Origin of the sequence: Sphaerochaeta sp. S2 (assembly GCF_016406725.1) — a bacterium.
Classification (GTDB): domain Bacteria; phylum Spirochaetota; class Spirochaetia; order Sphaerochaetales; family Sphaerochaetaceae; genus Sphaerochaeta.
On record NZ_JAEKNT010000386.1, the window covers coordinates 1 to 18,500 of the forward strand.

Genomic DNA, 18,500 nt, shown 5'->3' on the forward strand with positions numbered 1-18,500 from the left:
GCCCAGTTCGGCAAGCTGGGTGGTCAGGTAAAGACTCCGCTCAAGATTGGTTGCATCAATGACATCAATGATAAGATCTGGCTGTTCATCAAGAATATATCGCCGTGAAAGTTTTTCTTCCGGGCTGTAAGGGGAGAGCGAATAGATGCCGGGGAGGTCCAAGATAGTATGGCCACCTACCATACCTTCCTTCTTTTCCACAGTGACACCAGGCCAGTTGCCCACATAGGCACTGGTACCCGTCAATGCATTGAACAGGGTTGTCTTCCCAGAGTTGGGATTCCCGATAAGGGCAATGGTTTGCATAGGCTATCTCAGTTCAATCTTGCGTGCTTCTGCTCTTCTCAAGCAGAGATTGTATCCTCGAACGGATACCTCGATGGGGTCTCCCATCGGAGCCAGCTTGACAACCTCGATATCTACACCTTTGGTGAATCCCATATCCATCAGTCGTCGCTTAAGCTGTTTTGGGGCGTGTATTGCTTTTACAGCCCCTCTCTGTCCTACGGTCAATTCGTCCATCGTCATTTGCATCGTATTCATCCTCACCTATAAGTTAGCCATATCAAACATCTGTGTCAAGATATATAATCTACGATGACAAAATTCTGTATGCATGATACTATCTAGGCATGCAGAAGTCAGGGGAAGATTATCTTGAGGCTGTTTTGGCACTCAGTGAACAACACGAAAAGGTTAGGACGACCGATGTCGCCCTCCGTCTTGGTGTCTCAAAGCCGAGCGTAAACCGCGCAATGAAGGTACTCTCTGCCGACGGATATGTGAAGCAGGAGACCTATGGGGATATTCACCTGACGGAAAAGGGGAGACTGAAAGCTTCCCAGGTCTATTTCAGACACAAAACCCTTACCAGTTTCTTCCAGGAAGTATTGGGTGTGGACCCTGTTATCGCAGAGCAGGATGCTTGCTTGATCGAGCACGACATCTCCAGCGAGACGATGGAGAAACTGGCCAATTATCTGCGCTCGGTGAAAAAAGACTTCTCATAGCAGGGGTTGTGTCATTTTTCTTATTTCTCTATCAATCTTGATGTTCCTCTTACCAGCTCCTCAAACCTGTCTCTATAAACGCAAAACCTTTTTCTTGAGGATTTCTCCCATCCATCTACACTGAAAGCAGTAAGACTTGAGGAGGTCACACATGAAAAGATCAATTGCTTTGGCATTGATGGCCGCACTGCTGATTCCATTCTCCTTGTTTGCTCAAGGTGGGAAGGAAGCTGTCGTAGATGAGAATGCACCTGTAACAGTGCAGTACTGGACGCATGAGGATCCAGCTCGTACGGAGTTGGAGAATGAACTGATCACCGCATTCATGGCACAGAACCCGAATATCACGGTAGTAAGAACCACCCAGTCATCTGCAAAGCAGATTGAACTGGTACAGACCGCTTTTGCCGCGAACCAAGGCCCTGACATGTTCAATCTTCCGATTGAAAACCAGTATGCATACATCTCCAACTACCGTGTTGCACCGGTCGATTACCAGGCAGCAGGCTATGCTGACAAGGAAGACCTGTTGGATACCTATGTTGATGGAGTACTGGATACCGTTACCGTCAATGGAGAGGTCTATGGCCTGCCCTTGGAACTTACCAACTGGGCAATCTATGTGAACAAGAAGATCTTCCGCGATGCTGGGCTCAACCCTGAGACCGATTATCCCAAGACTTGGGAAGAGATGGCTGATGTCTCTGAGAAGCTCGTCATTCGTGACGGGGATATCCTCATCCGTCGTGGATTTGACTTCCGCTATCCCTACTATTTGACGTTCTTTGTACCCATGGTTGAACAGCTTGGTGGTGAGCTAATCAGCAGCGATGGCAAGCAGGCCATTGTTGGTGATGAGGCTTGGCTCAAGGCACTTACCTACATGCAGGAGTGGGGTCCATCTGGACGTAATCTTGGTTCCCCCACCTACAAGAATGCCCGTAAATTGTTTGATTTGGATAACAATGATATGGCAATGGCCCACAGCGGTCTTTACCAGCAGGGAAGGATTGCCGAAGACAATCCTGAGTTCTTTGAGAGTGGTGAGTGGATGGTAATCCCATATCCTGTTTTCGAGGATGCCGTTCGTGATGTGGCAGCTTGCTACTATGGTCACTTCTTCATGGTGAATGCGGACAGTGATCCCAATGTACAGAAGGCAGCTTGGAAGTTGGCAGGATTCCTGCTCAGCCATGGAGAGGATTACCTCACCCGTGGTGGAAACATCATCCAGCCTACCAAGGCACTGTTTGCAAGCGATACACTGAAGAACATGCCCTACAGCGATGTGTTCATCAATGACATGGGCCGCTCCCACATGATCTATTACGGAGCAAACTCAGCAGAGATCCAGACCCAGATCCGCTATGCGGTAGAGTCGGTCATGCTTAGTGGTGTCAGTCCTCAAAAGGCCCTGGCAACACTTCGCTCTGCTGTTCAAGAGATTGTTGACGAACAGTAACCAACACTCGGTCCTGCCCCTCACGGCAGGACCGATTCCTTGACCATCAATCTGTAGGAGTACTTCATGGGTTTGAAAAAATACCGAGGCATCGAGAAAAAACAGGCTCGGTGGGGATTCTTCTTCGTGGTTCCCTCCATGCTATTTTTCTCCCTGTTCAGTTTTTATCCGATTATCAACGCCTTTTACACCAGTTTCTTCGATAAGCGTGCGCTGAGCAAGGCTCCACCGGCTTTCCTGGGTTTGGGAAACTACATCAGGCTCTTTGATCCAAGCCGGGCAGCCAGTGAACTTTCGTTTCTCAATAGCCTAAGGGCCACATTGGTCTTTACGGTCGGTACGTTTATCCCCCTCTTGATCATCAGCCTGTTGCTTGCTGTGTTTATCAGCAACCTGGGAAGCAGAAAGGCAAAGAAATTCCTACAGATTGCATATTATACCCCTGCAATCCTATCCAGTGTGGTTGCAGCAACCATCTGGATGATCATCTTTGACCCAAGGGGATTGGGAAACCAGTGGGTCAATGCCCTGATGAATACCCCAGGAGTCGACCACCGTTGGCTTGTGGACCCTGTCATGGAGCAGGTCTCCACCATGGTGATCTACTTCTGGAAATACATAGGCTATTTTGTCATTCTCTTCATCACCGGGTTGGCTTCCATCCCCCCCACCATCTATGAAGCTGCAACCATCGATGGGGCAAGCAAGAACCAGGTGTTCTGGCGTATCACGCTTCCCCTGCTCAAACCTACGGTGGTATTGGTCTCTGTCATGGCAATGTTGCAGTGCCTGAAGACTTTCAGCACCCAGTATATGCTGTACACCAACGGGGCGCCACGTGCCCCGATCAATGTGATCACATTCAATATCTATGTAACCGGTATCCAGCAACAGTACCTTGGCAGGGCAAGCGCGATGAGTGTCGTGCTCTTCGTTCTGATGTTGTTGCTTACCTTGTTGCAATTCAATACAACCAAAAGTGAACAGGTGGAGTACTAGATGAAGCAGATATCCAAGAAAATACACGGCAACAACATCGTCATCTGGCTGATCTTGACTCTGATGCTTTTATTTACCCTGACCCCGATCATCTTCATGATCAGCGCATCCATGATGGAGAGAACCCAGATCATGCGCATGCCGTTCTCATGGATTCCCGAATCCTTCAACAGTGAGAACTTCATCAAGGCAGTTGCTGGAAATGATCAGACATTCATATTTGTCCGGAATCTCTCCAACTCACTCTTCGTGAGTGTTACGGTTGCCATTACCACCGTTCTTATTGCAAGCCTCACCGGCTATGGTTTGGCAAAATTCCGGTTCCGTGGGCGAAATACCATCTTTATCATGATCATGGCCACCATGATGATTCCCTTCGAGGCGATCATGATCCCGCTCTATATGGTTGTCATGATGCTCAGGATCCAGAATACCTATACCGGTTTGATTCTTCCCTTCCTGGTAAGTGCCTTTGGTGTATTCCAGATGCGCCAGTACCTTACCACGTTTCCCACAGAATTCCTTGACGCTGCTCGTGTTGATGGGATGGGGGAGTTCGGGATCTATTGGAGAATTGTGCTTCCCAACTGCATGCCGGTTATCGCAACGCTCTCCATTCTCTCCTTCCGTAGTCAGTGGGATAATCTACTCTGGCCGCTCTTGGTGAGCCAGAGCGAGAAGATGAAGACCATTCCGCAGTACATCAGTTCCTTTGCGCTTGAGCGTAACACTGATGAAGGTGCAATGATGGCTGCAGCCCTGCTTGCATCGATCCCCATGTTTGTACTATTCATGTCCTTGACCAAGTATTTCATTGGTGGTTCGGCAGTCTACGAGTCAAGGAAGGGTTGAGTATGTATGATTTTCTCTATACCGATCTGAAAGAGGGGGAGGCCGAATTTCCGGTACTGGAACCTTTCAGGGACTATGTTGTTGCCATACCCCCGGAGGATTCCTTCTCCCGTTACCTCTTTATAAGCAAATCTGCTGTTGCACGCGAGGCAGCCAGGGCGAAGGGAATGGGAGTGCTCGAGTGGGAAGGTCTTCTTGAAGCACAGCAGATTGAAGCCTTGCTGGCAACTTGCGATCCTGTTCTCAGCAACAAACACACGCTATTCCTCTTTGATATGGGCAATGTGGTGGTGAACAATATCTCAATGCTTGGGAAGATTTCCCGCCTCTTGGGAATCGAGAAACAAGCACTCATTGCTGATTATCTCCATTACGATTTTCCCCTGATGGAAGGCGTGGTCTCTGAAGAGCAGTACTGGCAGCATATCACGCATGTCTTTGGGATACCTGTCCGGGGAAATCCGTTTGCCGATGTGTTCAAGCCAGTGTTCAACGACCCTGTGGTTTCCCTGATTCAATCATTGCGCTCAGAAGGGAAGCGGGTAGTATGTGCAAGCAATACCATCCTGAGTCATTGGGAGATACTTGAGGATATGGGTGCGCTTGCATTGTTCGACAAAGCCTATGCCTCCCATGAGATGGGTTTGAGCAAGCCATCGCTTCAGTTCTATACAAGCATACTTGAAGCAGAAGGAGTCTCTGCAGAGCAGGCCCTCTTCATTGACGACAGGAAGGATAACATACAAAGCAGCAGGAGCCTTGGCATTGCAAGCCTCCTCTATGCAGACCTCCCATCCGGAACAAAGGATGAAAGGCTTTCCAGAGTCTTTAGAGGGTATCTACCTCGTCCCTGAACTGGGTTGGGGTCTTGCCGATAAAGCGTTTGAATATCTTTGCAAAGTAGCCTGGGGTGGGGAATCCACAATTGGTGGCAATTTCGCTGATATTCAACTTGGGGTCCCTCATCATGATGGCCGACTGGTTTATCCTGTATGCATTGAGGTACTGCAGGAAGTTTAGTCCGGTGACCTCCTTGAAGAGACGACTGAGATGACTCTCTGAGAGATCGAGGTAGGCTGCTGCCTCCTGAAGTCCTACTGGTTCTGAGTAGGTCTCTGCAATATAGGCGATGGTTGCGTTGATTACGTGGTTTCCAGCTTGCTTGGGAAGGGGGATGAGTTCACTCTTCGAGTGTTCCTTTTTCTTCAGGTCTTCATATTCACGATCCTCTTCCTGTAATTTTCTCACCAAGGAGGCGAGTGTCTCCTCAAGCTCCTCATCATCGATTGGCTTAAGCAGATAGTCGAATACCCCAAGGCGGATAGCACTCTTCATATAGGAAAAGTCAGCATGTCCGGTCAGGATGATGGCATGGTTTACAGGACAGTTGCTGAGCATGGTAAGTCCATCCTGGGCAGGGAGGCGGATGTCGGTGATGACGATATCGGGCTCCTTTTCCTTGATCAGGTTCTCTCCGCTCAGTCCGTCAGAGGCGGTGCCTACCAATTCCAGACCGAGGAGGTCCCATCGAATCGAGGAGACAATCTCCTCACGGACGATCTGCTCATCTTCTACGAACACGACACTGTAACTCATTGCATCTCTTCCTTTATTGCTTCTTCGTCCGGGAAGGAGATAGTCGCCCAAGTCCCTTCACCCTCTTTTGATTTCAGGGAGAAGTGCAGCTTCCTTCCATATTTGAGAAATAATCTTCTATATACATTGTATACACCAACGTGTGGCGAGTTGGCAAGTTCGTCAAGGTTGTCAGGCAAGCGATCAGGAGGAAATCCGACTCCATCATCCCCAACTGTGATGGAAATCCTCTCTCCTGCTCTTTCCACACGGACACTGAGATTCCAGCTTCCCACCTTCGGTTCCAATCCATGGATGATTGCATTCTCAACCAAGGGCTGGATGATGAGCTTTGGGGTTTTTATATGCTTGCAGCTGGGGTCCAGATATACTTCGGTAGTCAACTTGTCGGCAAATCGTAGCTTCTGAATGGTGAGATAGGATTCGATCAGGGCCATACTCTGTTCAAGGGTTGCCTCACTCTCCCTGTTGTCGATTGATGAACGGAGCAGTTTCCCCAGCTTAACGGTAATGGTGTAGATATCTTCCTCTCCATGAAGACGGGCGAGTGCCTTGATCGTATTGAGGGTATTGAAGAGGAAATGGGGATTCATCTGGCTCTCAAGAGCTTTTCTTTCAGCTTCACTCAGTTTAGCCTGCTCTTCACGGGTTAGATCAAGGAGGCTGATGATCTGTTTGATCATGACATTGAATGAGTGTTCCAGCTGGCTGAATTCGCTTATCGCGCTGCTGACCTCGCGGCTTTCCAACTTCCCCTGTTCTACCTCCCTCATCCGCTTGGCGAGATTCTTGATTGGGCGTGCAATCGAACGTGAGAAAAGGTAGGAGAGACCCAAAGCTAGTACTACCCCGATTATCATGGTGGTACTGAATGCTGAAAGCCAGTTTTCCATGCTTTGGAAGAAGGGTGCGCTGCTGAGTGAGCCTACCAGATGGAGGCCGGTTCCCCTAATCGGTGAGATGGCGATGATGGAGGTATCAGAGGGAAGTGAGCGGGGAGTGTAATTGCCATCAAGGGTATTGAGGGCCGGAAAACGGTCGAAGGATCCAAACCGCTCAGGATGAACAAGGCTGGTAGCGTAAAAGGACTTGGTGTCGACCAACAGCATGTCAGTGAGGACATGGTCGCTGTTTACCTGGGGAGAGAGTGCATCTGCGTACATGTCCACCACAAGGTAGCCAAGGTTTGTCCCCTCCTGGTCATAGACACGGCGAAGTATGGAAGCAACAACCTGTCTTCCGTTTTCTGCTATCCTATGGCTCTGGATGCTGATCAGACTTGCAGTAGGGGAGACCTGGCTGTTCTGGTTGATGATGGATGCCATGTCCCAGTCATTGCCGTGGTAGCGTAGGTCGTCCACCTCGGGAAATACATGGGTGGAGACCCTGACCTTCCCGCTGTTGCTGACAAGGTTTGCGCTGGCAAGGTAGATATCTCCATGCATAACGGTAAACAGGAGTTCATACAGCTTACGGCTTTGTGATGATTCTGCCTCAAGGCTATCAGCCTTGAGTATCTCGACAACCAAGGGGTTGGTGGAGAGTTGGTATGCTTTATGTCGGTAGGATTCAAGGGCCTGGGCAACGGTACTGGCATCACCAGTGGTCATATTCATTGCCTGTCTCATCAGATACCGTTCTTGATTCGTATTCCCTGCAAGTGCATAATAGGCAGAGAACAGTCCCAACGGGACTATGAGGACGATAAGGAAGTAAAGAAAGAGCAGTGTGAATAGGTTTGGCTTGTGCTGATTGCCCCAGTTGAATTTCATGGAAGCAGTGTATCGGCAATCAGAAGGGGAAGCAATATTGCAAAGTGAAACGAATTTTTATTGCATAAACATACTGTTTTATGAATAGCAGGGTTGACAAGCATCGTCAAAGAGCGATACAAACAAGAAACAGCATACTAGGCTGTTCTTGAGGAGAGTACCTTGAACGCGTTCACTATGCAGGTGCAGCAGCACCGCCCATTTGCAAGGAATCGGAAGACGCAGGGCTATACAAGTTCCTGTAGTTCTATGTGTGACACCACTTCTTTTTCTGTCCCTTCCTTGCTTCTAGTTCTAGCGCGTCTCATTCTAAACCTCCTCCCCCTTCTTTCCCTCATTTCCCTTCTTATTGTAGTAAGCCTAATTATTCTCTGACCACGGCTGCAATCGCTGGTTGCATGGACCGTGGATGGAAGCCCCCGAAGTACCGGGGAGCAATCGCTTATACCCAAATATCAAATGAAGGAGTGAAATCTTAGATGAATACCAAAGAAAAACGTTACACACTGGCAATTCTGGTTAATAACCATCCTGGTGTACTCATGCGTGTTGTATCGCTGTTCAGTCGCAGAGGCTACAACATTGACAGCCTCTCGGTTGGTGAGACCGAAAATGAGGAATTCAGCCGAATCACCATTGTGGTCAGCGGAGACCGGCCGGTTGTTGAACAGATCAAGAAACAGGTCGGCAAGCTGTATGATGTGAAGCGGGTCTATGAGATGGCAGGGGAGAAAAGCCTTCAGCGTGAGCTGGTGATGGTCAAGGTCTCCACCAGGCATGATGACCGCTCCCAGGTCATTGAGCTCGCAGAGATTTTCAAGGCAAAGATCAATGATGTAACCACTTCTACCATAACCCTCGAGATGACCGGAAGTCTGGACAAGATTCAGTCATTCCTGGATTTGATGGCCCCATTTGGGATTGTGGAGATGGCCAGGACCGGTATTACCGCCCTGGAGAGGGGAGCAAGGGCGCTGAGCTCGATCAGTTTCAGCGAGGATGAAGAATAAGCATACTAACGCGCCAAACGGTGCGAACCATAACGGAGGATAGGAAGTAATGAGCACAATGTACTATGATTCACAGGCAGATCTCTCAGTTCTAGATGGCAAAAAAGTTGCCATCATCGGATATGGCAGCCAAGGCCATGCACACGCATTGAACCTGCACGAGAGTGGGGTGGATGTTGTCGTAGGTCTCTACAAAGGTTCAAAGAGCTGGAAGATTGCTGAAGAAGCAGGCTTGCAGGTTGCAACCGCTGAGGAAGCAAGTGCCATGGCTCAGGTCATCATGATGTTGCTGCCGGATGAGAGACAGGCAAAGATCTACCATGACAGCATCGAGAAAAATCTGACCGCGGGTAAATACCTCGCATTCGCACATGGATTCAACATCCACTTCGGCCAGATTGCACCTCCATCTGACGTGAACGTTATCATGATCGCACCCAAGGGTCCTGGACACACGGTCCGCACCCAGTTCCAGGAAGGCAAGGGTGTTCCTTCCCTGATTGCAATCAATCAGGATCCCAGCGGCGATTCCAAGGATGTAGCACTTGCTTATGCAAAGGGTCTTGGTGCAGGTCGTGCAGGTATCTTTGAAACCACATTCAAGGAAGAGACAGAGACCGACCTCTTTGGTGAGCAGGCTGTGCTTTGTGGTGGTGTAACCGCCTTGATCAAGGCTGGATTCGACACCTTGGTGGAAGCAGGCTATCAGCCTGAGATGGCATATTTCGAATGTTGCCATGAGATGAAGCTGATCGTTGACTTGATCAACCAGGGAGGACTTTCCTACATGCGCTACTCAATCAGTGATACCGCTGAGTACGGGGATTACACAACCGGTCCAAAGATCATCACCGACGAGACCAAGAAATCCATGAAGCAGGTCCTTACAGACATCCAGGAAGGGACATTTGCCCGCAACTGGCTGCTTGAGAACCAGGTTGGCCGACCCTACTTCAATGCAAAGAAGCGCATTGAAAAGGAAAGTCTGTTGGAGAAGACAGGTGAAAAGCTTCGCTCACTGATGAGCTGGCTGAAAAAGTAACAAACCAAAACTCTTAATATTACCGGGAAGGACACTATGGGAAAGGACAGAATCTATATCTTTGATACCACACTGAGAGACGGCGAGCAGGCTCCTGGATACAGCATGAACCTGGACGAGAAAATTCGCATGGCCCTACAGCTAGAGGCCCTCGGTGTGGATATCCTAGAAGCCGGGTTTGCCATAGCGTCTCCCGGTGACTTTGCCAGCGTCCAGGCTATCAGCAAAGAGGTAAAGGACGTCACTGTTGCCTCTCTCTCAAGAGCCTTGGAGAGGGACATTGAGGTAGCCTGGGAAGCGGTGAAACATGCAAGAAGGCCCAGGATACACACCTTCCTCGCAACCAGCGACCTCCATCTGGAGTTCAAGCTGAAGATGAGCCGCGAGGATGCCCTGAGGCGTTCCGCCGCCATGGTGAAGTTTGCTCGTAACCTTACCGATAATGTTGAGTTTTCCTTGGAAGATGCAACAAGGACCGATCTTGACTACATGTGCAAGGTTGTTGAGGAAGTGATCAAGGCAGGGGCAAGTGTCGTGAATCTGCCGGATACCGTCGGGTATGCAACCCCTGATGACATGACCAGGATGGTTTCAACCGTCATGAACAAGGTTCCCAATGTGGACAAGGCCATCCTTGCAGTCCACTGTCACAATGATCTGGGCCTTGCTGTCGCCAATAGCCTTGCTGGATTGAAAGCTGGAGCACGCCAGGCAGAGTGTACCGTCTGCGGTATCGGCGAGAGAGCTGGCAATGCAGCTGTTGAAGAGTTGGTGATGGCCATCAGGACAAGAAATGATGATTACCCATTCTCCTACCAGGTACGCACTGAGGAAATATCGCGTTCAAGTCGTCTGCTCTCCCAGATCACCGGTGTCAAACCGAACCCTTCCAAGGCAATCGTAGGTGCAAATGCCTTTGCCCATGAGAGTGGCATCCACCAGCATGGCATGATGGCAAACAGCCTTACCTATGAGATCATGACCCCAGAGAGTGTAGGAGTGATGACTACCAGTCTTGTGCTGGGTAAGCACAGCGGGCAACACGCCTTCGAGAAACGCCTCGTTGATCTTGGCTATGCTTTGGGAAAAGAGGAAGTAAAGACACTCTTCTCAGAATTCAAGAATCTTGCAGACCGAAAGAAAACCATCACCGATCGCGATCTTATCGCCCTGGTGGAGACTTCCAGCCAGAGTAGCCCGGTAATCTGGGAGCTGGAGCGTTTTGTGGTCAACAGTGGCAACCTGATGACCAGTACTGCCTGTGTAACCCTGCGAAAAGGGGAGAAGACCTACCAGGAGGTTGCACTCGGTACCGGTCCAGTCTATGCAGCACTCAGGGCAGTGGAGAAGATTATCCGTCATCCCTTCAGTCTGGAGGATTATAGCCTGCAGGCAGTCACTGAGCACCGGGATGCACTTGGAGAAGTCCATGTAAAGATCACCGATGGACATGGTATGTACCGTGGACGTGGTGTAAGCACCGACGTTATCGAAGCTTCGATTCTCAGCTGTCTTGCTGCAGTGAACCGTATGCTTGATGAAGCATCCTCGATCTCGGGTGGGGGGTCACTCAAACCCACCACTTCACCAAGTTTTGAGAACGACATGTTGCGTTCCCATTCAGATAAGGAGAAAGACCGAGGTGATGCATAAGATAGATTTATTTGACTCAACCCTCCGTGATGGGAGCCAGGGTGAAGGGATCAGCTTCTCGGTGGAAGATAAGCTGAAGATTGTGAAGGCCTTGGATTTACTGGGAGTTGCCTACATTGAGGCAGGCAATCCTGGATCGAATCCCAAGGACCTGGAATTCTTCCACCGCGCTGAGCAGCTCTCCCTCTCCCATGCAACCTTGGTCGCCTTTGGTTCCACACGGAGAAAGAACAGTACGGCGGCTGACGATCCCAATCTGAAAAACCTTGCCAGCGTAAAAACCAAGGTGGTATCCATCTTCGGAAAGAGTTGGAAGCTCCATGTCACTGATGTGATTCGCACCACGCCTGAAGAGAACCTTGCGATGATCCGTGACAGCATACAGTTTATTACTGAGAGCGGAAGTGAAGTGTTCTTTGACGCTGAACACTACTTTGATGGATATCTTGATGACAGCGAGTATGCAAAGGCAACCTTGCAGGCTGCCCTGGATGGGGGAGCCTCCACACTGGTGCTCTGTGAAACCCGTGGTGGCATGATACCCAGTGAAGTTGCGCGTATCACCTCTGAGACAGCAGAAGCTTTTCCTGGAATTCCTATTGGAATCCATGCTCACGATGATATTGGCTGTGGCGTTGCCAGTTCCATAGCTGCAGTTGAATCTGGTGCCATACAGGTGCAGGGAACCTTGCTTGGGTTTGGCGAGCGATGCGGAAATGCAAACCTTGCAACTGTGGCAGGAATTCTCGGGACTAAGCTTGGTGTGGATTGTCTCTGTGGAGAGAGTCTTGAACAGCTGACGGCAACCAGCCGGCAGGTTTCTGAGATCGCAAATGTCCGCATTGTTGGCGGAGCTCCTTTCATCGGAAAGAGTGCCTTTGCCCATAAGGGTGGCATGCATATCGATGGGGTGCAGAAGAATCCTCACTCCTTCGAGCATATCGATCCTTTGCAGGTGGGCAATGAACGCAGGCTCCTTATGAGTGAAGTAGCTGGAAGGGCCTTGATGCTTAAGCGAATCGCCAGGGTGATTCCTGATCTGGATAAGGACGATCCGGTTACGGTGAGTTTGATGGATGAGCTCAAGCAACTTGAGGCAGAGGGTTATCAGTTTGAAGGAGCAGAAAGCAGCTTTGATTTGGTGATCAGACGACACTTGAAGATGTATAAGCCCTATTTCTCACTGGCGCACTACCAGACCATCGGCAGCAGCCCCTATGCGGACCCACTCAGCGACGCAACCCATGCCGCGGTTGTAAAGGTAAAGGTTGGGGGTGAGAGTGCCATCACTGCCGCAGAGGGTGAAGGCCCGGTCAATGCCCTGGACCAAGCACTGAGAAAGGTTCTTGAACAGTTCTATCCTACCCTCAAGCGGGTACACCTGACCGACTACAAGGTACGGGTCTTGGACTCGGCAGGGGCAACGGCCAGTAAGGTTAGGGTTCTCATTGAGTCCACCGATGGTAACGAAAGTTGGACCACCATTGGAGTCAGCAGGGACATCATCGAGGCCAGTTGGTTTGCCTTGAGTGATAGTATCGAGTATAAATTAATTGCCGAGGGAATTGAGCCCTCGGTTGAATGAAGGAAGGAGACACCCCATGGGTATGACAATGACACAGAAAATCCTGGCCCACCACGCCAAGCTGGAGAGCGTACGCGCTGGACAGTTGATCATGGCGGACCTGGATATGGTACTGGGCAACGACATTACGGCTCCAGTTGCCATCAACGAATTTGGAAAATTCGGCAAGGAGACGGTATTTGACAAGGATAAGGTTGCCCTTGTCCCAGACCATTTCTCCCCGAACAAGGATATCAAGGCAGCAGAGCAGTGCAAGGCACTACGTTGTTTCGCACACGACCATGAGATCACCAACTATTTTGATGTAGGCCAGATGGGTATTGAGCATGCCTTGCTTCCAGAGAAAGGATTGGTCGGGGCAGGAGATTTGGTCATCGGTGCGGATAGTCATACCTGTACCTATGGTGCCTTGGGCGCTTTCTCCACTGGTGTTGGTTCAACTGACATGGCTTGCGGTATGGCTACCGGCCAAGCTTGGTTCAAGGTGCCGACCGCCATCAAGTTCAATCTTACCGGTTCATTTGGACCTCATGTGAGTGGAAAGGACCTGATCCTCCACATCATTGGGATGATCGGGGTGGATGGTGCACTCTACCAGAGTATGGAGTTCAGTGGGGAAGGGGTGAAGAACCTCACCATCGACGACCGTTTCACCATCGCAAACATGGCCATCGAGGCCGGTGCCAAGAACGGAATCTTCCCAGTGGATGAGGTAACCTTGGAGTACTTGAAAGAGCACTGTCCGAAGGAACCTGTCATCTACGAAGCAGATAGTGATGCTGAGTATGAGAGGGTGATCAACATCAACCTCGGCACAGTAAAGAGCACGGTAAGCTTCCCCCACCTCCCGTCCAACACCAGGACCATCGATGAAGTCGGTGAGGTGAGAATTGACCAGGTTGTCATTGGAAGCTGCACCAACGGCCACATCAGTGACCTGAGACAGGCAGCAGCCATACTCAAGGGCAAAAAGATCGCGAAGCATGTCCGTACCCTGATCTTCCCTGCAACACAGGAGATCTGGAAGCAGGCAATGCATGAAGGCCTCTTTGATATCTTCATCGACAGCGGTTGTGCTGTCTCCACCCCCACCTGTGGTCCCTGTCTTGGCGGACATATGGGAATCCTCGCAGAAGGTGAGCGGGCGGTGAGTACCACCAACCGTAACTTTGTGGGAAGAATGGGTCATGTGAAGAGTGAAGTCTATCTTGCCAGTCCGGCAGTTGCCGCTGCAAGTGCGATCGCAGGATATATCGCCGATCCTGCAAAGGTTATGGAGGAGTAAGATGCAAGCCAAAGGAACGGTTTTTAGATATGGGGACAACGTCGATACCGATGTAATCATCCCAGCGAGGTATCTCAATACCTCCAATCACAAGGAGTTGGCCTCCCACTGCATGGAGGATATCGACCAGGATTTCATCAAACAGGTGAAAGAGGGAGATATCATGGTAGCTGACAAGAATTTTGGTTGCGGTTCAAGCCGTGAGCATGCTCCCATCGCCATCAAGGAAAGTGGGATCAGCTGTGTAATCGCAAGAACATTCGCAAGAATCTTCTACCGCAACGCAATCAATATCGGGCTCCCCATCCTTGAATGCCCTGAGGCCTGTGACGGGATCAAGGCCGGTGATGTGGTCAGTGTCGATTTCAACACTGGTACCATCACCAATGAGAGCACAGGAGATGTGTTCCATAGTGAGCCATTTCCTCCCTTTATGCAGGACCTGATCGCAAGCGGAGGGCTTGCCGGTTATATCGCAAACGGGGGAGGCAAGGCATGAAGAAGCATATTGCACTGGTTCCCGGCGATGGAATCGGACCAGATATCGTAAGAGAGGGCGTAAAAGTCCTTGGGGCGGTTGCCAAGAAATTCTCCCATGAGTTCACTACCAGCAGCTATGATGCAGGTGGTGTGGCCCTCGACAAGGTAGGTATTCCCCTCCCTGATGCCACCCTTGAGGGGTGCAAACAGAGTGACGGGGTGCTCCTTGGGGCAGTTGGTGGACCGAAGTGGGATACCCTTCCTTCCCACCTCAGACCAGAGAAGGCCCTGCTTGGCTTGCGTGGCGGCATGGGGTTGTTCTGCAACCTGCGTCCTGCAATTCTTTACAAGCAACTCGCTGATGCCTGCCCACTGAAGAGCGAAATCATTGGTGAAGGACTGGATATCATGGTGGTGCGTGAACTCACAGGCGGTATCTACTTCGGCGAGCGCGGTCGCAGTGATGACCGTGCCTATGATACCATGGCCTATACAGTAGTGGAGATTGAGCGGATCGTACGAAAGGGTTTTGAGATTGCCCAGAAGCGTTCAAAGCGCCTATGCAGTGTAGACAAGGCAAATATCCTCAATTCCAGCCAGCTCTGGAGAGAGGTGGTACAAAGAATACAAAGTGAGTACCCCGATGTGGAAGTAAGCCACATGTATGTCGATAATGCAGCCATGCAGCTGGTGCGTAACCCACGCCAGTTCGATGTAATTGTAACCTCGAACATGTTTGGGGATATTCTCAGTGATGAGGCAAGCCAAATCACCGGTTCCATCGGGATGCTCCCATCAGCCTCCTTGGCCGAGGATGGGTTTGGCATGTACGAGCCGATACACGGCAGTGCACCAGATATTGCAGGTAAGGACCTGGCCAACCCGATCGCTACCATACTCTCGGTTGCCATGATGTTGCGCTACAGCTTTTCCCTCTCTGAAGAGGCTGATGCAATCGAGAAGGCAGTCAGCACGGTGTTGGATGAAGGGTACCGCACAGCAGATATATACACCGACGGCATGAAAAAGGTCGGTACGAGTGAAATGGGCGACTTGATAGCCCATGCCCTGTAAAGGGAGGAGGATACTATGGACGAAAGCAAGAGACGTTCAGCACAGATGACTGAGGGAGCCGATAGGTCCCCCCACCGGTCACTGATGAAGGCATTGGGATGGACAGATCGTGAAATCCACATGCCGATCATTGGTATCGTGAATGGGGCCAATGAGATCATCCCAGGACATATTCACCTTGATAGAATTGTCAACGCTGTAAAGAGCGGGGTACGCCAAGCAGGGGGAAACCCTGTCTCATTCCCTGTCATTGGGGTATGTGATGGTATTGCAATGGGTCATACAGGGATGAAATACTCTCTGGCAAGCCGTGAGGTTATCGCTGATTCCATCGAGATCATGGCAACAGCCCATCCCTTTGATGCTCTGGTTTTCGTCCCCAACTGTGACAAGATTGTCCCTGGAATGTTGATGGCAGCCGCCAGGATCAACATCCCTTCCATTTTTGTCTCCGGTGGACCGATGCTTGCCGGTAAGATTCCCGGCGACAGCTCCTGTGGGACGAGCCTTTCGGTCATGTTTGAAAAAGTGGGAAGCCTTGCCGCTGGATTGATCAGTGAGGAAGAGTTGCTCTCCTATGAGAACAATGCCTGTCCGACCTGTGGTTCTTGCAGTGGTATGTTCACCGCAAACAGCATGAACTGCCTTACCGAGGCCATTGGTATGGGCCTGCCAGGCAATGGAACCGTACCAGCTGTCTACAGCGCACGGGACAGGCTTGCCAAGGAAGCAGGATACCAGATCATGGAATTGTTGAAAAAGAACATCCGTCCCCTGGATATCATGACCAAGGAAGCGTTTGCCAATGCTATGGCCGTTGATATGGCCTTGGGTTGCAGTACCAATACCATGCTCCATCTGCCGGCAATAGCCCATGAGGCTGGTGTTGACCTGGATATTTTCATGGCGAATGATATTGCCGCCAAAGTACCCAATCTTTGCCATCTTGCTCCTGCCGGCCCTGACCATATCGAGGACCTCTATGAGGCTGGTGGTGTACTTGCAGTGATGCGAGAACTGGGAGAGGCCGGACTGCTCAATGCAAACCTGCCAACGGTGAGTGCGAAGACGATCGGGGAACTCTATCGCGCAGCACCCATCTACAACCATGAGGTTATCCGTCCCATCGACAACCCGTTCAGCAAGACCGGGGGAATCGCCGTACTCAGGGGAAACCTTGCTCCAGATGGGGCTGTGGTGAAGCGGAGCGCTGTTGATGAGAAAATGTTGGTGCACAAAGGACCAGCGAGAGTATTCGAGAGTGAGGAAGATACCATCAAGGCGATCTTTGCTGGAGTAATCAAGGCAGGGGACGTCGTTGTCATCCGCTATGAGGGACCGAAGGGAGGTCCTGGCATGCGTGAGATGCTTAGTCCCACCAGTGCAATTGCCGGTATGAACCTGGACAAGGATGTTGCCTTGATCACCGATGGCCGCTTCAGTGGCGCCACCCGGGGAGCTTCCATCGGACATGTCAGCCCAGAGGCTGCTGAGGGTGGTCCAATCTCCCTCGTCCAGGAAGGGGACACGATCAGCATTGATATACCAAAGGGTGAGCTCAGTTTGTTGGTCGATGAGAAGACGCTTCTTGAGCGGAAGAAGCAATGGGTCTGCAAGGAGCCGCCTATTACCACCGGATATTTGGCCCGCTATGCCAAGCAGGTAACCAGTGCTTCCACCGGAGCTGTCTTCAAGAAATGATACACAAAGAGGAGAATCTACCATGCAGATGACTGGAGCACAAATAATCATAGAATGTCTGATAGAACAGGGCGTGGATACCGTCTTTGGTTTCCCTGGTGGGGCAGTATTGCCTCTCTATGATGCCCTGTACCAGAATCAGAGCAGAATCCGCCATATCCTGACCAGCCATGAGCAGGGTGCCAGCCACGCTGCTGACGGGTATGCCCGAAGTACCGGAAAGGTAGGCGTATGTATGGCAACCAGTGGACCGGGAGCCACAAACCTCGTTACCGGTATTGCCACAGCCTACATGGATAGTGTTCCCATGGTTGCCTTCACCGGAAATGTAACCGTTCCCCTTCTGGGAAAGGACAGTTTCCAGGAAGTGGATATAACCGGCATTACCATGCCGATCACCAAGCACAACTTTATTGTAAAGGATGTAGCTGACTTGGCTGAGACGATACGTACTGCCTTCAAGATTGCTCAGGAGGGCAGACCTGGTCCTGTCCTGATCGACGTTCCGAAGGATGTGACGGTCTATACCGCAGATTTCTCACCCCAACCGATTGAGGCCTTGCAACCCCGTACCGAACGATTGAGTGAGAAGAGCATGGAACAGGCTTTACAGCTGATCAAGCAAGCCCAGAGACCGATGTGCTATATCGGTGGTGGTGTTATCAGGGCCAAGGCGAGTGAAGAGCTCTCCCAGTTCCTGGAAAATATCGACAGTCCTGCTTGTACCTCGCTGATGGGTGTTGGGGCTGTAAGCTCCTTCAGTCCTCGTTTTACCGGTTTGGTCGGTATGCATGGGACGAAAGTCTCAAACATGAGTGTTTCATCCTGCGATCTTCTGGTGGTAATCGGTGCGCGCTTCAGTGACCGGGTTGTCAGCAAAGCCAGTGCATTTGCGAAGAATGCCAAGATTATCCACATCGATGTGGACCCGGCTGAAATTGACAAGAATATCAAGACCTACTGTCACTTGATCGGGGAC

The 18,500-nt window shown here is 50.7% G+C and carries 18 protein-coding genes; 14 read left to right on the top strand and 4 right to left on the bottom strand.

Annotated features, from left to right (window positions below):
• Both JF818_RS11270 and JF818_RS11275 read right to left on the bottom strand, forming a co-directional pair.
• The coding region (locus tag JF818_RS11270) for a FeoB small GTPase domain-containing protein (protein ID WP_198892106.1) at positions 1-306 on the bottom strand (306 nt) is incomplete at its 3' end.
• Positions 307-309: 3 nt separating this feature from the next.
• Positions 310-534 (bottom strand): ferrous iron transport protein A, encoded by a 225-nt coding sequence (locus JF818_RS11275; protein ID WP_198892107.1) that lies wholly within the window; start codon positions 532-534, stop codon positions 310-312.
• Between the two features lie 98 nt (positions 535-632).
• Here JF818_RS11275 and JF818_RS11280 point away from each other — a divergent pair, with 98 nt between their 5' ends.
• The 5 genes from JF818_RS11280 to JF818_RS11300 all read left to right on the top strand — a co-directional run bounded on the left by JF818_RS11280 (position 633) and on the right by JF818_RS11300 (position 5,177).
• On the top strand, positions 633-1,010 hold the full coding sequence (locus JF818_RS11280) for a metal-dependent transcriptional regulator (RefSeq protein ID WP_198892108.1): 378 nt from the start codon (positions 633-635) through the stop codon (positions 1,008-1,010).
• 151 nt (positions 1,011-1,161) lie between these two features.
• Entirely contained in the window at positions 1,162-2,472 is a 1,311-nt protein-coding gene (locus tag JF818_RS11285) for an extracellular solute-binding protein (protein WP_198892109.1), read from the top strand.
• A gap of 66 nt (positions 2,473-2,538) precedes the next feature.
• Positions 2,539-3,471 carry a carbohydrate ABC transporter permease gene (locus JF818_RS11290; RefSeq protein ID WP_198892110.1) on the top strand — a complete coding sequence of 311 codons (933 nt, stop codon included), beginning with the start codon at positions 2,539-2,541 and terminating at the stop codon, positions 3,469-3,471.
• Positions 3,472-4,323 carry a carbohydrate ABC transporter permease gene (locus tag JF818_RS11295; RefSeq protein ID WP_198892111.1) on the top strand — a complete coding sequence of 284 codons (852 nt, stop codon included), beginning with the start codon at positions 3,472-3,474 and terminating at the stop codon, positions 4,321-4,323. It abuts the gene before it with no gap.
• Between the two features lie 2 nt (positions 4,324-4,325).
• Complete coding sequence (locus JF818_RS11300; protein WP_198892112.1) at positions 4,326-5,177, top strand: HAD-IA family hydrolase; 852 nt, start codon at positions 4,326-4,328, stop codon at positions 5,175-5,177.
• Here JF818_RS11300 and JF818_RS11305 read toward each other — a convergent pair.
• Positions 5,152-5,919 carry a helix-turn-helix domain-containing protein gene (locus JF818_RS11305; RefSeq protein WP_198892113.1) on the bottom strand — a complete coding sequence of 256 codons (768 nt, stop codon included), beginning with the start codon at positions 5,917-5,919 and terminating at the stop codon, positions 5,152-5,154. The genes JF818_RS11300 and JF818_RS11305 overlap by 26 nt on opposite strands.
• Positions 5,916-7,691 (bottom strand): sensor histidine kinase, encoded by a 1,776-nt coding sequence (locus JF818_RS11310; RefSeq protein ID WP_198892114.1) that lies wholly within the window; start codon positions 7,689-7,691, stop codon positions 5,916-5,918. The genes JF818_RS11305 and JF818_RS11310 overlap by 4 nt, the downstream gene beginning before the upstream one ends.
• Before the next feature lie 479 nt (positions 7,692-8,170).
• On the opposite strand from JF818_RS11310, the gene ilvN reads away from it, so the two are divergent.
• The 9 genes from ilvN to JF818_RS11355 all read left to right on the top strand — a co-directional run.
• Positions 8,171-8,701, top strand: coding sequence for an acetolactate synthase small subunit (gene ilvN / locus JF818_RS11315; RefSeq protein ID WP_198892115.1), 531 nt, complete (start codon positions 8,171-8,173; stop codon positions 8,699-8,701).
• Positions 8,702-8,750: 49 nt separating this feature from the next.
• On the top strand, positions 8,751-9,743 hold the full coding sequence (gene ilvC, locus JF818_RS11320) for a ketol-acid reductoisomerase (RefSeq protein WP_198892116.1): 993 nt from the start codon (positions 8,751-8,753) through the stop codon (positions 9,741-9,743).
• Positions 9,744-9,779: 36 nt separating this feature from the next.
• A complete protein-coding gene (locus tag JF818_RS11325; protein WP_198892117.1) occupies positions 9,780-11,396 on the top strand; it encodes a 2-isopropylmalate synthase in 1,617 nt (538 codons plus the stop codon).
• Positions 11,389-12,981 carry a citramalate synthase gene (gene cimA, locus JF818_RS11330; protein ID WP_198892118.1) on the top strand — a complete coding sequence of 531 codons (1,593 nt, stop codon included), beginning with the start codon at positions 11,389-11,391 and terminating at the stop codon, positions 12,979-12,981. The genes JF818_RS11325 and cimA overlap by 8 nt, the downstream gene beginning before the upstream one ends.
• 16 nt (positions 12,982-12,997) lie before the next feature.
• The gene (leuC, locus tag JF818_RS11335) at positions 12,998-14,266 is read left to right on the top strand and encodes a 3-isopropylmalate dehydratase large subunit (protein ID WP_198892119.1); all 1,269 of its coding nucleotides are present in this window, start codon (positions 12,998-13,000) and stop codon (positions 14,264-14,266) included.
• A 1-nt stretch (position 14,267) separates the two neighbouring features.
• The gene (leuD, locus tag JF818_RS11340) at positions 14,268-14,765 is read left to right on the top strand and encodes a 3-isopropylmalate dehydratase small subunit (RefSeq protein WP_198892120.1); all 498 of its coding nucleotides are present in this window, start codon (positions 14,268-14,270) and stop codon (positions 14,763-14,765) included.
• Positions 14,762-15,820, top strand: coding sequence for a 3-isopropylmalate dehydrogenase (gene leuB, locus JF818_RS11345; RefSeq protein ID WP_198892121.1), 1,059 nt, complete (start codon positions 14,762-14,764; stop codon positions 15,818-15,820). Before leuD ends, leuB begins: the two co-directional genes overlap by 4 nt.
• 15 nt (positions 15,821-15,835) lie before the next feature.
• Complete coding sequence (gene ilvD, locus JF818_RS11350; RefSeq protein ID WP_198892122.1) at positions 15,836-17,521, top strand: dihydroxy-acid dehydratase; 1,686 nt, start codon at positions 15,836-15,838, stop codon at positions 17,519-17,521.
• A 22-nt stretch (positions 17,522-17,543) separates the two neighbouring features.
• Positions 17,544-18,500, top strand: a 957-nt coding sequence (locus tag JF818_RS11355) for a thiamine pyrophosphate-binding protein (RefSeq protein WP_255528451.1), incomplete at its 3' end; no start/stop codon positions are given.

What these genes read in the sequence shown, in the direction of transcription:
- cimA (WP_198892118.1), top strand. Translation starts at nt 11,389, where the DNA reads ATGCATAAGATAGATTTATTTGACTCAACCCTCCGTGATGGGAGCCAG.
- JF818_RS11290 (WP_198892110.1), top strand. Translation starts at nt 2,539, where the DNA reads ATGGGTTTGAAAAAATACCGAGGCATCGAGAAAAAACAGGCTCGGTGG.
- ilvC (WP_198892116.1), top strand. Translation starts at nt 8,751, where the DNA reads ATGAGCACAATGTACTATGATTCACAGGCAGATCTCTCAGTTCTAGAT.
- JF818_RS11305 (WP_198892113.1), bottom strand. Translation starts at nt 5,919, where the DNA reads ATGAGTTACAGTGTCGTGTTCGTAGAAGATGAGCAGATCGTCCGTGAG.
- JF818_RS11325 (WP_198892117.1), top strand. Translation starts at nt 9,780, where the DNA reads ATGGGAAAGGACAGAATCTATATCTTTGATACCACACTGAGAGACGGC.
- ilvD (WP_198892122.1), top strand. Translation starts at nt 15,836, where the DNA reads ATGGACGAAAGCAAGAGACGTTCAGCACAGATGACTGAGGGAGCCGAT.
- leuB (WP_198892121.1), top strand. Translation starts at nt 14,762, where the DNA reads ATGAAGAAGCATATTGCACTGGTTCCCGGCGATGGAATCGGACCAGAT.
- JF818_RS11280 (WP_198892108.1), top strand. Translation starts at nt 633, where the DNA reads ATGCAGAAGTCAGGGGAAGATTATCTTGAGGCTGTTTTGGCACTCAGT.
- leuC (WP_198892119.1), top strand. Translation starts at nt 12,998, where the DNA reads ATGGGTATGACAATGACACAGAAAATCCTGGCCCACCACGCCAAGCTG.
- JF818_RS11285 (WP_198892109.1), top strand. Translation starts at nt 1,162, where the DNA reads ATGAAAAGATCAATTGCTTTGGCATTGATGGCCGCACTGCTGATTCCA.
- JF818_RS11295 (WP_198892111.1), top strand. Translation starts at nt 3,472, where the DNA reads ATGAAGCAGATATCCAAGAAAATACACGGCAACAACATCGTCATCTGG.
- ilvN (WP_198892115.1), top strand. Translation starts at nt 8,171, where the DNA reads ATGAATACCAAAGAAAAACGTTACACACTGGCAATTCTGGTTAATAAC.
- JF818_RS11275 (WP_198892107.1), bottom strand. Translation starts at nt 534, where the DNA reads ATGCAAATGACGATGGACGAATTGACCGTAGGACAGAGAGGGGCTGTA.
- JF818_RS11310 (WP_198892114.1), bottom strand. Translation starts at nt 7,691, where the DNA reads ATGAAATTCAACTGGGGCAATCAGCACAAGCCAAACCTATTCACACTG.
- leuD (WP_198892120.1), top strand. Translation starts at nt 14,268, where the DNA reads ATGCAAGCCAAAGGAACGGTTTTTAGATATGGGGACAACGTCGATACC.
- JF818_RS11300 (WP_198892112.1), top strand. Translation starts at nt 4,326, where the DNA reads ATGTATGATTTTCTCTATACCGATCTGAAAGAGGGGGAGGCCGAATTT.